This window comes from Candidatus Paceibacterota bacterium (genome assembly GCA_028714275.1).
In the GTDB taxonomy this organism is placed as follows: Bacteria; Patescibacteriota; Minisyncoccia; order Phycocordibacterales; family CAINVO01; genus CAINVO01.
Genome location: JAQTMP010000019.1, coordinates 1 through 13,302 on the forward strand (window position 1 = coordinate 1; position 13,302 = coordinate 13,302).

At 40.5% G+C, this 13,302-nt stretch carries 18 protein-coding genes and 1 tRNA gene; 12 read left to right on the top strand and 7 right to left on the bottom strand.

Annotated features, from left to right (window positions below; translation table 11 throughout):
* The first annotated feature begins 226 nt into the window (after positions 1-226).
* From PHF79_02270 to PHF79_02300, 7 genes are all read left to right on the top strand, one after another.
* Positions 227-883, top strand: coding sequence for a hypothetical protein (locus PHF79_02270; protein MDD5318624.1), 657 nt, complete (start codon positions 227-229; stop codon positions 881-883).
* 63 nt (positions 884-946) lie between these two features.
* Complete coding sequence (locus PHF79_02275) at positions 947-1,420, top strand: hypothetical protein (GenBank protein MDD5318625.1); 474 nt, start codon at positions 947-949, stop codon at positions 1,418-1,420.
* 69 nt (positions 1,421-1,489) lie between these two features.
* Positions 1,490-1,561: transfer RNA gene (locus PHF79_02280), tRNA-Arg, on the top strand.
* A gap of 91 nt (positions 1,562-1,652) precedes the next feature.
* Entirely contained in the window at positions 1,653-2,258 is a 606-nt protein-coding gene (locus PHF79_02285) for a Panacea domain-containing protein (GenBank protein MDD5318626.1), read from the top strand.
* A gap of 13 nt (positions 2,259-2,271) precedes the next feature.
* Entirely contained in the window at positions 2,272-2,715 is a 444-nt protein-coding gene (locus PHF79_02290; GenBank protein MDD5318627.1) for a hypothetical protein, read from the top strand.
* Positions 2,716-2,832: 117 nt separating this feature from the next.
* A complete protein-coding gene (locus PHF79_02295) occupies positions 2,833-3,558 on the top strand; it encodes a GIY-YIG nuclease family protein (GenBank protein MDD5318628.1) in 726 nt (241 codons plus the stop codon).
* A gap of 254 nt (positions 3,559-3,812) precedes the next feature.
* Positions 3,813-4,085, top strand: coding sequence for a hypothetical protein (locus tag PHF79_02300; protein ID MDD5318629.1), 273 nt, complete (start codon positions 3,813-3,815; stop codon positions 4,083-4,085).
* Positions 4,086-4,143: 58 nt separating this feature from the next.
* On the opposite strand, the gene PHF79_02305 is transcribed toward PHF79_02300, so the two are convergent.
* Both PHF79_02305 and PHF79_02310 read right to left on the bottom strand, forming a co-directional pair.
* Complete coding sequence (locus PHF79_02305; GenBank protein ID MDD5318630.1) at positions 4,144-4,434, bottom strand: DUF4325 domain-containing protein; 291 nt, start codon at positions 4,432-4,434, stop codon at positions 4,144-4,146.
* 20 nt (positions 4,435-4,454) lie between these two features.
* Complete coding sequence (locus PHF79_02310) at positions 4,455-5,186, bottom strand: helix-turn-helix domain-containing protein (GenBank protein MDD5318631.1); 732 nt, start codon at positions 5,184-5,186, stop codon at positions 4,455-4,457.
* Positions 5,187-5,297: 111 nt separating this feature from the next.
* Here PHF79_02310 and PHF79_02315 point away from each other — a divergent pair, with 111 nt between their 5' ends.
* The 3 genes from PHF79_02315 (at position 5,298) to PHF79_02325 (ending at position 7,076) form a co-directional block, all read left to right on the top strand.
* Positions 5,298-5,588 (top strand): DUF3892 domain-containing protein, encoded by a 291-nt coding sequence (locus tag PHF79_02315; protein MDD5318632.1) that lies wholly within the window; start codon positions 5,298-5,300, stop codon positions 5,586-5,588.
* Positions 5,589-6,314, top strand: coding sequence for a DUF3800 domain-containing protein (locus PHF79_02320; GenBank protein MDD5318633.1), 726 nt, complete (start codon positions 5,589-5,591; stop codon positions 6,312-6,314).
* Positions 6,315-6,563: 249 nt separating this feature from the next.
* The gene (locus tag PHF79_02325) at positions 6,564-7,076 is read left to right on the top strand and encodes a hypothetical protein (GenBank protein ID MDD5318634.1); all 513 of its coding nucleotides are present in this window, start codon (positions 6,564-6,566) and stop codon (positions 7,074-7,076) included.
* A 294-nt stretch (positions 7,077-7,370) separates the two neighbouring features.
* Here PHF79_02325 and PHF79_02330 read toward each other — a convergent pair whose 3' ends face one another.
* A complete protein-coding gene (locus PHF79_02330; protein MDD5318635.1) occupies positions 7,371-8,060 on the bottom strand; it encodes a HEAT repeat domain-containing protein in 690 nt (229 codons plus the stop codon).
* 350 nt (positions 8,061-8,410) lie between these two features.
* On the opposite strand from PHF79_02330, the gene PHF79_02335 reads away from it, so the two are divergent.
* The gene (locus tag PHF79_02335; protein ID MDD5318636.1) at positions 8,411-8,758 is read left to right on the top strand and encodes a phosphomannose isomerase type II C-terminal cupin domain; all 348 of its coding nucleotides are present in this window, start codon (positions 8,411-8,413) and stop codon (positions 8,756-8,758) included.
* Positions 8,742-10,178, top strand: a complete 1,437-nt coding sequence (locus PHF79_02340) for a family 1 glycosylhydrolase (protein MDD5318637.1) — start codon at positions 8,742-8,744, stop codon at positions 10,176-10,178. The genes PHF79_02335 and PHF79_02340 overlap by 17 nt, the downstream gene beginning before the upstream one ends.
* Before the next feature lie 12 nt (positions 10,179-10,190).
* Here the strand turns inward: PHF79_02340 and PHF79_02345 are convergent, their stop codons facing one another.
* The 4 genes from PHF79_02345 to PHF79_02360 all read right to left on the bottom strand — a co-directional run bounded on the left by PHF79_02345 (position 10,191) and on the right by PHF79_02360 (position 13,182).
* A complete protein-coding gene (locus tag PHF79_02345; protein ID MDD5318638.1) occupies positions 10,191-11,051 on the bottom strand; it encodes an ROK family protein in 861 nt (286 codons plus the stop codon).
* A 14-nt stretch (positions 11,052-11,065) separates the two neighbouring features.
* Entirely contained in the window at positions 11,066-11,332 is a 267-nt protein-coding gene (locus PHF79_02350; GenBank protein MDD5318639.1) for an MGMT family protein, read from the bottom strand.
* 28 nt (positions 11,333-11,360) lie between these two features.
* A complete protein-coding gene (locus tag PHF79_02355; protein MDD5318640.1) occupies positions 11,361-11,858 on the bottom strand; it encodes a hypothetical protein in 498 nt (165 codons plus the stop codon).
* 85 nt (positions 11,859-11,943) lie between these two features.
* Positions 11,944-13,182, bottom strand: a complete 1,239-nt coding sequence (locus PHF79_02360) for a helix-turn-helix domain-containing protein (GenBank protein MDD5318641.1) — start codon at positions 13,180-13,182, stop codon at positions 11,944-11,946.
* Positions 13,183-13,302 lie beyond the last annotated feature (120 nt).

Below are 13,302 nucleotides of genomic sequence, written 5' to 3' on the forward strand. Positions count from 1 at the left end.
GCTCTCGAGGGTTCGAATCCCTCCCTCTCCGCACAGGCAAAAGATACCCGCCCATAGGGCGGTTTTCTTTTGCCTGATGCGTTGAGACGGGAGGTGATGAGAAAGGCGGAAGCATTTTTTCAGTAGAAAAAATGCTGAGCCTGGGTCGCGAGTTCCGAGCTGCAGCGAGGAAACTCGTGACCGAATCCCCCGTGACCAAATTCCCCACCTAAGCTATACTACCCACATGACAAAAGAATTTCACTTAGAAACTCAAAATACCGAAATTCAGCCAAACTATCGGGAAAAAATTCTTAGCATCATCAACGACACTGAAGAACGTGTCCGTGTAGTTGATCTAGAAAGGGACCAGGCCATGTCCAAGGAGGTTCATACCAAAAAAAATATAGATGCCCGAAAAGAAATTATCGAATTTGAAAAGGTAAGAAAAGATGTATGCGAGGCTTTTGGAGTCCCTATGGATGAAGAACATGTCTTCATTTATATGCCCGAAACAATAAACGGCGCTGCAGTTCTACAGAGAGCCTTTCGAGCCTTTTATGTCTTGATTGACGCCCTTAAAAAAGAATCCTTTTATGGTGAGGGGCGTATAGACCACAACACCCTCCTTAGAAACCTTGCTTCAATGGCTTCAAAGGCCGAAGAAACCGAAATTCAACTTGCCGATATCTATAATGGCATAGACACAGATCCTCCTCGTTATATTATTTTTAAAGGATTTGTGAGCAAGACCGAAGAAGGCTTTAGAGATCTCAGTCAAAACTCAAGAAAAGTTTTGGAAACCCCTGTCTTCGATGCTCAAGGAAGAAAAATTGAAACGCCTTCAAACTGGTTTATCACGGGACACAATATAAAATCATCTTCAGCTGAGCCTAGTAAATAGTTATCCCTATTTTTTAACAACTGCACTACCTCACGCATTTTGTCCGTGATATAATATTTCCATATGGCCACCCATCCCACCTTCACCTGGAGCGCTCACGAGTATGTCTATCAAAAAAAGACTGCCGACTGGTTTTGGGCCGTTGGCATTATTACTATTTCTGCCGCTGTCATCACGATTATTTTTGGCAATATTCTATTTGCCATCCTTATCCTTGTCGGAGCGGCTGCTCTCACTCTCTTTGCCGCTCGCGAGCCTCATCTCGTCAATTTTAAAATTGACGAGCGAGGTCTTTACGTAGAAAAAAACCTCTACCCTTTTGCGACCCTCGAATCTTTTTGGGTGGAACACAACGACCACCTCGGTTTTCCTTCAAAGATTTTAGTCAAATCCAAAAAGCGTATCATGCCTCTGATTGTTATTCCTTTAGATGAAGTAGACCCTCAAGACATTCATGATGTTCTCGATCTTTACCTAAAAGAAGAAGAGCACATCGAGCCCCTTTCGCAAAAATTGATGGAATATCTTGGTTTCTAAAGCATTTTGATTTTGGCCGTCTTTGTGTTATTTTGATTGGGCGCCATAAAATCCAAGCGCAAAAAGTTAGTCCTCGTCGTTCAATGGATAGGACATGAGTTTGCGGAACTCAAAATTTAGGTTCGATTCCTAACGAGGGCACAAACAAGGCAGACGCGGAGGCCTCATAATTCTCCGTAAGATCGTAAGATGATGGATTGAAAAACGTCTCAAAAATTGATAGTATACAAATATGATTACTTCGCCTGAAACAAGCTACAAAAAAGCGACCCAGGCCCTGAATTTTCTCGCCCGAAAGAAAGACGGAAAGATAAACAAGATGAAGGCTATTAAGCTCATCTATCTTGCTGATCGTCTTCATATTCGCAAATACGGTCGTCCAGTTATCGGGGATATGTATTGGGCAATGAAAATGGGTCCGGTCGGCTCTCGAGTTAAGAGAGCGGCAGAGCTTTCGAATATGTCGGAAGATGCTTTGTCGTATGCGAAGAAGTATATACAACCCGCTGACGACAAGAAACACTATGTCGCTTCAGTCAAAGCTGTTGATTTTGATGTCTTTTCAAAAACAGACCTTGAATGTCTTGAGGCTGTGTATGGTCAATTTTCAGACAAAGACCAGTTTGAGCTACGAGATATAACTCACCAATACCCCGAGTGGTTGAAGCATGAGCGTGATCTTAAGGCGGGAAAGAAGCGAGCACAGATGGATTATGGTGATTTCTTTCTAAGCACTGAAAAGAACGATCCGTTGTTTGCGGAAAATAAAGCTGATCTTACTTTAGCAAAAGAGACTTTTGATGAAATAAAAGAGGTTGCGGAATTCTTTGCTCGTTAATTACTAAAATGCAATGGATATTCCGATTAAGGTTCGTGTACCGCTATGCATCGAGCAAGGATCGGTATTCAATTTTTTCGTAGATCATAACGATCCAAAGAGACAATCAAAGAATCGCTATTTCGTAGTGATGAACAAAAATCCGAAAGCAGACACACTTCTTATCCTTGTTACTTCTACCACCCAAGCAGCAAAGAAACTAGAGTTTGTTAAAAAAGCGGGGATAAGCGAAAAGACCATTATATCAGTCTCGTCTCGTGAATACGGAGTATTTTCCATGGATAGCGTTTTTAACTGCAATGAAGTATTTGAAATATCCATGACTGATCTTATAAGAAGGATCGAGGACACTGGTTCGATGAATTATCCAAAAATGTCTGACGAGGTCATCGCAAAGATTATCGCAGGTATAACTGAAAGTCCGAGTGTTTCGGAGGCGAATAAAAAACTCCTGTAGTCTATTTTTCGTTTGTTTCTAGTGGAGAGATAGTTTCAAAGCTGAGGCATAGCCTAATAAATTTCGCAAAGCGTCGGACTTAATAAAACCCCGATTTTATGGTAGATTTTAGCTAACGTGATTACTAAAGAGAAAATTTTAGAGGAGATAAAACGAACCGCAAAAGAGAATGGCGGGATACTTCTGGGCACCAGCAGATTTGAGAAAGAGACTGGCATAAAACCGCACGAGTGGGGTAAATATTGGGCAAGAATTGGAGATGCTCAGAAAGAAGCGGGTTTTTCTCCCAACCAACGCCAAGGAGCTTACGACGATGTATTTATATTCGAACAAATAATTAAATTGATCCGTAAGTTGGGAAAGTTTCCAACAGTCAGAGAGTTCATCATAGAAAAAAATAATAATCGAGAATTTCCATCTGCCGGCGGAGCCTTGAAACGTCTTGGGGGGCAGGAACAAATAGCCTCAAAAATAATCGGGTATTGTAAAGACAAAGTGGGTTACGAAGATATTCTTGAAATATGTGTAACTGTTACTAAAAATTCTAAGAGTAGTGAAGCCAACGAAGTTGACGATAATCATGCCGCGGGAGCAGTCTACCTTTTCAAACATGGTAAGTATTACAAGATTGGGAAATCAAATGATACTGTTCGGCGTGGGCATGAATTAAGAATTCAGTTGCCTGAAAATTTGGATTTGATACACGAGATAAAAACAGATGATCCGAGCGGTATCGAAGCATATTGGCACAAACGATTTGAAACAAAGAGAATGAACGGCGAATGGTTTGATCTGAATCCATCGGATATAAAAGCCTTCAAACGCTGGAAACGAATATATTGATGCCCTATGCGGAGGCCTTATTTCAGAATATAAGAAATTCCCAGCAAAGCGTTGCAGGGCTTGATTTCAAAAAGTTCGATTCCCATGTGGGGCACAAACTATCACTTATTATACTATCCGAAATACCCTTTATTTCGTTGGTTTTTCTGGTACTAGCGATGTTATAGTAAGCCTGTTCAAACTCCAAAAGTGCAGTGAATAATGGACCCGTATGAGATTTTATTATAACTCCATCCGTAGAAGCTCATTGGAGAATGGGAGATAAACACGAAGCTATTAATGATCCGACGCTTTTCTACTGCTTTGTCAGTATTCTGCAAAATACTCATTCCTTTGACTTCTATATCGTTCCTAGTGCGGTTGTAGCTAAGTTCATTCAGGAGTCACATAAGTACTGGTTGAGCGGAAAGGATACTCGAAGTGATTCTAAAATGAGGTCGTTCATGCTTGGTAAAAAAGGCGGTGAATACAAGCTTGATATGCCATTAGCCGAAGATTACAAGGGAAAGTGGGACTTTTTGAAGTAGAGATTTCCGCTTAATTTATTTGAATATTAATTGATTAGCGACAGCGAAAGAATACCAATTAATTTTCTATCTGAAACTCAATTGAGTGTGTTTTGCTTAAAATGTTCAAGCTTGCCTTAACTGAGGAGTTTTCAGTATTTTTCAATATTAATTTCTTACCAAATTTATTGTGTAAGGGTGTCAGAAATTCATCTCCCCAAGACGGCGAGAAAGTTATCACACCTGAAAAATCAACAACGATATTATCTTCATCGTTAATATGGATTCTGTTTTCGTAGGCTTTGAAAGCTTCCCTTCCTCTCTCACGAAAAACCAATGTTGTCCCGAATTTTACAAGTTGAATTTGCATCCTATTGATTATAATTAAATTTAAAATTTGATAAAGGCGATACACCCTCTAACGTACTGAATTGCGTTTGTAATATTTAGGTCCGAGGAATTGTGTTTTATCTCCAGTTGAGCAGCACCTGACTGAAATCTTAAACTTATCGGATTAGCAGCCACTACGCTTCTTACATATTTCAAACCGTTTCCACGAGATTCTTTTGTTCTACCAGATATTATCTCTGTGAAGGCAATAGATATCGCTTCTTCGTGTGACACAAGATTAAGGACTGCTTTCTTAAGAGTTGTAAGGATTCCTTGTCCTCTATCCGCAAGAATCACTTCCTTGTTTGGTATGTCATAGAGAAATAAAATACCCGAAACATCAGGCCATTGGCCTATGTTGTGATCGAAGGAGTTTCCTCCAATCTCCCCGCAAATTGAAACCACTAAAGGAAAAATTTCCTCGAGTCCAGGGGTTTCTTGGAGCTCCGTTTGAAATTTACCTAGACGTGTTTGGAAAACGGCACTATTTTCTGAATATATACGTGGAGGAATACCCGAGACATTTCCTGTTGAACTTGAAGCCCACTTAAAAGCAATCTCATACAGAGTGTTTGGAAAAAAGGTTAAATCTATTTCCCTATAAAACCTGTTACCATCTGGAGACTTTCGAACAGCTCTTAATTTACCGCTTTCATCCCAACGACGCAGCGTATTAACCGAAACTTTTAATATTTCTGCCGCTTCCCCTATAGATATAAGCTTTTCATCCATTACGTCCATTATAGCCTAGTTTTTATAAATATGTAATACCTACCCACAAAACTTGCGATATCTACCCATTCTGGTAATATCTACTCATTATTAACGTTAAACCTACTCATCATGGCTGTAAGAATCACATGCATAACTAAAGACGGGGGTAATCATTCAAATCCACATGAGGCAATAACTTCATTTGGATGGGTGAACGAAGAGACACGTGCAGCTGGCAAAAGTTCAATGAGAGAAATGATCGATTTTCTTGAAAAACAAGGTGGCAAAGCGTACGTGAAGGACAGGTACAACAACATAGCTTACATAGGAGTATTTGTGTCTTCTTTTGGAAACAAATACCTGAGAACCTACGCTGATCGACAATGGACTGACAACTTACTGTCACTCCCAGAATGCTAAATGAAATTACTGTTTGTAGATGAAACAGATCGTCAGGCAACGACAGCAAGTCGTAAGTTCTTTTGCATCTGTGGACTACTTATTGATGCTGAGAATCTCATCGACATCACCAAAAAGCTTGAAGAGATAAAAAATCACTATAACCTGAGCAATCTCAAAGACGCCAGAAAATCCAACTTGGATGAGGCCACAAGAATAGAAATAACAAGTAAGATATTTGATTGTCTTACAAAATACAAAGCTGATGTTATGGGTGTAGTGCTTGGCGATACATCTCTTAGCTATAAGCTACCGCTGGAAGACATCTATTCAGGTGCGATGAGCTTCCTTTTAGAGAGGTACGCTATTATCCTAAAGAAGCAAAACACTACGGGGATGGTTATTTTTGATACTGTGGACGCGATAGAAAACAAATTAAGAGGAAAGTTCTTTGATCATGTACAAAAAGAGGAGGTAAACATGTTTGGGAACAAAGTTTGTGCAATTAAAGACCATGTCAGCCCATCCTTACTTTTTGCCGACGATAAGCACAGTGTACTCATACAAGCAATTGACCTCATAGCAGTTTCACTAAATAGTGCTCTCGTAAACACTTGGGAGCCTAAATCTCCTGTTTCAGTTGAAAATTTACCTCAATCGAATAAGTTTTTAAATATCTACTGGCCATTGTTCGCAAGGAGCCCAAGAAACAGGGTTGATGGTTGGGGTGTAAAGATTTGGTATTAAATCCATACAAAACAAACACTTCTTCCTCCTTCTGCAAAGCACTGATGAACAACAATTTATTGTATAGCTCATCCATATACTCCCTATTAGATAGGATGGTTATAATATCGCGTCTGCCACACTATTTCTTGGAATTATCGATCTTAGCCTTAATTGGGTCTGCCAGCTAATTGATATTTTCTAAATTAGGTATAAGCTTTGTATTAATTAATAGTTAGTCACCGGTATTCTATGCTGTAATTAAAATATATGTATTGGTTAAAACAAAACTGGTTTAAATTTTTCATACTATTAATAATTTTGCTACTGTCTGCTATTATTGCCTATTTTTTTATTACTAATATAAATTTAATTCGCCAAAATGAAAGTGACAAAAATTTGAGCGAAGATATTAAAGATTGCTCCGCAGAGCAGTCGGTGATTGAAAAATATTATAAAAGTTACTATGACCTCAACAAAACATCAACTGAGTCTATGAGCTCAACAAATCATTTCAACAGACAAACAAAAAAATGTTACGTTGAGATTTATAATGAATATACCGTCAACGATTCCGATACTGATGTAACTCTTGTGGATAGTGTGACAAACTTATTCGATGCATATGAGAAAAAAATCGTGCTTGACGGTCTTATAATTGGAAGTCCTAGTCAGGGTAAAATTATATCTGAATATTATACTGATTATTCAACTTCAACTTCGGGTTTACAGGTGGCAAGCAGCACATTTGATGATTTAGAATATTTCTACATGAACAAATAGTGGTTTGTCATAGATTTTCAAAAGCTCCATCCATAAATGGTTAATACCGAAGCTTTATTTCCCCGAAAAACAGGTTCTAACATCACCTAGTCTTAGCGACCAACTCTTCCTTCTGCAAAGCTCTAATAAACATAAGTTTGTTGTATAGCCCATCCATATACTCCCTATTCGACAGGATAGTTATAATATCGTTACGTCTGCCGCACTAGATAGTTTTTCTAGAATTAAAATAGCTATATTTTAAGGTCTTTACTGAATTAAAATGACTGGATTGTAATAGAGCCTAATAAATAATTAGTTCACTGTACCGCTTCTCTTCTGAATTTGCTCAATTGCCATTTCCGCCGAAATCTTTAAATCAACCTTTCTGCTTTTCAAATTCTTCTCTATGTATGGAATTGCCTTTGGCGTACCCATATTGTTCAAGGTAGCGTTTACGCATGTCAAAACATATGGGTCTTCTGAAGTATTGAGGAGGTGTATCAACAGATCTTCTACCTTTTCATTGTTCGAATTCCTTAAGGCGCGTATCGCTGAACTCGAGACGATGGCATTCTTGTGTCCAATGAGCTTAATTATATTATCTAAGTCAACCTCTTTTGGTTTATCAGTCCAATTTATCAAGTCCAGTAATGACCCCAAAATGTACCTGTCGGTCTCTATCCCAAGCCTTTCGATAAGATAGACCACAGCCTTTGTTTCTTTAGAATTTTTTGCAATTTGACCGAGTACGAAATATGCTGCCCTCCTTTTTTGCTTATCCTTCTCAGTGTTAATAAAATTGATCAGCGGGTCTACGTACTCTTTATTGGCCATCTTTTCAGCCTCTCTACATGCTTGCCAAGAGACGGTTTTGGAACTGTCATAACCTGATACATTAAATTTCCCGTCGATAACAGTTCTAGCACCGTCAAAGCCAGGCTCTTTGAATCTTTCCTCTACTGTAGATATTCGAGCTATTAGATTTGACAAATATTCGTCCATTTCACAATAGTATAACAAAACAAGAAATTAGACCAAAACGCCAGTTTCTTCTCTCTGCAAAGCTCTAATAAACAACAGCTTGTTATACAACCCATCCATATACTCCCTATTCGATAGGATAGTTATAATATCGTTACGTCTGCCGCACAAGAGAGAAAAATCCGGACTGCTCCAAAAAATGTTTACTGTGAGCTCATCTTAAAAGACCAAAAATACCAAAGGCCGCCTTCCGGCGGCCTTTGATTTGAATGGGTTACCCCAACTTGTAAACCCATAATATCAAATCGGGTTTTCTTGTCAATTCCAATCTGCAAAGCAAGCAAATCTTTTATAAGGTATAATTTCTCTGTATGAAAAATAAAAGTTTTGTTATCAAGCCGTGGGGAAATTTTACCCAATATACCCTAAACACGCCCAGCACAGTCAAAATTATCTTGGTTGAAAAAGGTCAATCTACCAGCCTTCAATTTCACAAGCATCGAGATGAATTTTGGAAAGTGCTCAAAGGTGAGGCTATTTTGACGATTGGCAATGAAATCCATCAAGCTAAAGTTGGCGAAGAATTTTTTATTACCGCCGAGACGATACACCGCATCGAAGCCGGCAACACCGATGTAGAGCTCCTAGAAATTTCTTTTGGTACTTTTGACGAAGAGGATATCACCAGGCTCAAAGACAACTATGGCAGAATTTCCTGAGGCTATTCCCTATATTGGCAGTGCTACTTCCCACTTTCAGGCAGAGCCTGTCATGCATGCTAAAAATGGCTCACCTTTACCTCCAACCTCTGATTGGGAACTTGAGCTGGCTAAAAACCTGGCCGGCCAAAAATCTATCATCAAAGAGCAGCAAAACGTGCCAGACTTGCCGCATTTTCTGCCCCTGAAAGAAAAATATATTCGCCGCTCTCAAGAACTCGGTGAAAATATGTTTCGTTTTTCTCTTGATTTTGCCAGGCTTTGTCCTCAACCCGGCATTTTCGATGAAGAGCTAATGGCAGAATATGTCAAAACTCTTGCCTTGATCAGGGCTCATGGCCATGAGCCGCTGCTGACCCTCCAACATATCACCATGCCCAGGTTTCTACTTGAAACTGAAGTAAATAAAAACGGGGAAGAAAGGATTACGAAAGGAGCTTGGGAGCACCCCGATGTTTTATTGCATTTTGAATTTTACCTAAAAGAGGTAGTGGATTTTTTGGGGAATGAAAATAAAATCCGCACCATTCTCATCAATGAAGGCTATGACCAACGTCGTCAGGATGAGTTGATTGAAAGAGGCCTTGTAAAATATTTTATGACCCTGAGTGAGCCGACAGTCACTCCTCTGCTCGGTTATATCAATGGGACCTTTCCCCCTTTTAAAAAACTTAGAATATTAACAGCTCGCAAAGTATTTAAAAAAATGATTAAGGCCCATGATTTGGCCTACGATGAGCTAAAAAAACTTGGCCAAAAATTGCCCGCTGAGCGTAAGCCTCAAATAGGCATTGGCTATGCCTGGCCCTGTTTTGGAGCCTTGTTTGGAGGCGTAGTCCAAAAAATAAATGAACATTACACCAAGCAAGTTGAACGCGACGGCACTCATTCGGATTTTTTAGGTCTCAACTATTATTTTAGGACTGGCTCTCCTTTTTTTAGAAAACATCCCGGAAAAAAAGACTACGGTGACCAACCTAGCTTTGGTGAAATCTACCCGCAGGGCATTTCCATTGTCTTAAAAAAGATGCACAAGCTCTACCCCAAAAAAGACATCTTCGTCACTGAAATAGGTTTTGCTGAGGCTCAAGGTCTCCGCCGTCCATATTGGCTGGCCAAAACTGTCGAGTGGATCATCCAGACCAAAAAAGCAGGCGTCCCTATAAAAGCCGTGCTACTTTGGTCCATGGTGGACAATTTTGAGTGGGACCTGGGTATGACTACTGCCAAGTTTGGACTTTTTAATGAAAAAGATATGCTCGCTCTCCTGGTCGCAAAGCCAAACAGGCTTCACAGCTGGCAAGTCTGGCAAAAGGCCACTGAGGCACTCAAAAATCCAGGAGCGGAGTCACTCAAAAATTTTTACGATCTATACCAAAAAGCCAAAGAGCAATACGAAAATAGAAATAAAATAATTTAGATAAAAAAACGGTTATTTTTTGGCCAAAAACTTTAGAGCCCCATAAAGTCCGCTCTGGTCTCCCAACTCGGCTTTTTTCAAGATAGGAATTTTTGGGAAAATAGTCAAAAGGGCTTTCAATTTCTGCTCGACTTTTTCTAAAGAAATGCTAGGGCTGCCTAAAATCATGGCTCCTCCCAGCACGACCACGTCAGGAGACCAGTGGACTATGCTGTTGTGAAGACCGTAGGCTAGCCATTCGGCCAGTTGATCCCAATTTTTTTGGTCTTCTAAGTCAGTGAGCTCAAGAGGTTTTTTTCCAAAACGTTTTTCTACAGCAAGTCCAGAAATATAATCCTCTAAGCGATTTACCTTTTTATTTTTATCTGCTTCATTGAAGTTGACAATCTGCAGCCCGGGTTCAAAATCAAAAACTTTTTCATCAATTTTTCCACCGACAATCTTTGCCCCTCCTACCCCTGTCGAAACCGTCATGTACATGACAGAATGAAAATCTCTACCGGCTCCGACAAGAGCTTCGCCCAGTCCGGCCAAAGCCGCATCGTTTTCTAGATAAACAGGTGCGGCAAAAATCCTTTCCAATTCAGACCTGAGGGGCTTGCCTGCCCAGCCAGGGAGATTGGGTGCGCAGAAAAGCATATTTTTTTCTTGGCTATCAAAAATCCCCGCCACCCCTCCGACAACTTTGTCTATCGTCGTACCCAGACCCATTTCTATTACAGTCTCGTCAGCTAATTGTTTTAAAAGTGACACCCCCTCATCAAAATTTTTGGGGGTATGGGTTTTTTTAAATTGGCCAATCTTGTTGTCGTCATGAGACGAGATGGCCACCCGCATATGTGTGCCGCCAATATCAAATAAAAGTGTGCTCATCTAAAGTGTTTTTATTATACACCCTCCCTCGATCTAAAAACCAAAGCTTCAGCTTTTAGAAGGGCCTCTTTTTTGGATTTTCCTCTATTATAGCCTCCTGTTTTCCCGTCCGATCGCACGACTCGGTGGCAAGGAATTTTAGGATCATAGTTGGTATTCAAAATATTCCCTACTGCACGGTAGGCGTTGGGAGAACCGGCTTTTGCCGCTACCTCTTTATAGGTGAGAGTCTTTCCAGCTCTAATTTTTTTGACCACCGCAAAAACTTTTTCTTTAAACATCTTTCTATACTAACACTAAAACAGCCCCTCAGAAATCCGAGGGGCTGTTGTTTTTGGGCTGTTTTTCCTCCAGCAAAGAAAAGAGGCTGACACATTTTGAGCGGATTCTAGGCCTCACTTCGTTATTGCATGTCAGCATTCGGTCTCCCACCTGACGAAGCAGGATGTCCTGGGTCCAAATACAAATACCTCTACACACCACATTGACCCTGTATTGCTCGTGAAGAGAAATTGTCTCCCTGCCTTCCCCTTCAAAAAAGGTTTCAACCCAAGACCATTGGGCAAAACTGATCGACGAGAGCGGGCTCGGCCTGAAAGTGTATTTGATAGCTGGAAAAATATCCTGATCTCTCGGGTGGCCGAGTTTGCCGACTTCCCATTTTATTTCATCTCGAATTTCGGCAAGATCATCCAGTAGTCTATCGAGGTGCCAATCCCGAATCCAGGCAAAATGCATTGGCATAAACCTTGATAAGTGAAGAGCCACGAAACGCAGCACGCCAAAACGGAAATTTATTTTATCCACATGACCTCCTTAGGATTTTCACTTGTTTCTAAATTGATACTAGCAGGACTAGCTAAAAAACTCAAACGCTTAAGTAGTCGTCGCTTTAGACCATCGGCCACAACGCCCGCACCAGCCGGATCTCTTTATACGAAACTCCTTTGACAGCATGCTTGATTGGACCAATTGGTTCTTTTCGAAAAATTGAAAAATCAAAGTCTGGCGAGCTTGGGTCTTGAGCCTCTTTGGGTATATTGGCTGAAATCTTTGGATATTTTTGCATGAAGCCAATTCTAATAGCCTGCTGTTTTTTCTTTGAGACTTCATACAAAAGATACCTAGCCAGATTTCGAAAAGGTTCAGCGTGAGGATTTTCTTCATCAATTATCTTTTCGATATGGTCAATAATCGTTTCCTCGGTCACGCCGCGAGCTTTGGCAATTTCTTTCAAGTTTTTTCTTTCGAGGATAAGCTCTTGGGTCAAGACGTGAGTGGGTTTTTTCTTTTCTTTGACAGCCGGGGCAATTTTTTTTAAAAATTCTTTTTGAAGGCGAGTGATTTCATTTTTACCTTTTTTCTCCTGCAGGACTTCAAACTCTTCTATGGCTCTCTCCGAGGCCGTCTTTAGCTTTTCGTCTACCATCAAGACCTCGTCGTGGACACGTAGGGCCACGTTGTTGAGCCCTAGAATAGTCAGATTTTTAAAATCGCGCACGCGTGAAAGGGCGACATACCCCATCCCTGGCTCAAAAGATTTGGATAGATCCACTTCTACGGCATCGAGACTCATGCCCTGACTTTTATGCACAGTGATAGCCCAGGCTAGACGGAGTGGATACTGTCTTATTTCCGCTTTGACCTTGCCGTCTTCTTCAATGCACCAGCTCGCCATTTCAAGCATAATTTTTTTACCCGAAAGAGTTTTGACTACGGGCGGCTGATCTGGCAAGGCTTCGATCACGGTGCCGAGTGTGCCGTTGACGTAGTCTGCTTCAAAGTTATTCTTGACAAACATGACTTTGGCGCCAACCTTGAGACGCAAGAGTTCTGGAGCGAGACAGCTTTTTTTCAAAGATTCCACCAAAGCTGGCCGCCCCGTACCTTCCATAAAATACTCTGCCTCATCAAGCTCAAGCGCATCGAGAGCCTCATCATTGATAGTGTCTACATCTATATTATGAGTAAAAAGCCGAGTGGCGGTGTAGGATTTTTTCTCTCTAATTTCTTTTTCGACTTCCACAATTTCTTCTTCAAAATAATTTCCATCATCAGGAGCACTCGTATTTATTTTAAGCATGCCGACACTAAAACAGGGCTTGAGGTGATCAAGGGTATCCTGAGACACATTATTATTGCGAATATCATTGAGCACCGAAAGTGAAATATCATCACTTTGGCGGTGAGTTTCCTCTAAATAACAAATTTAAAATTTGGCCTGGCGCCAGACTTTTGAATGATAAATAAA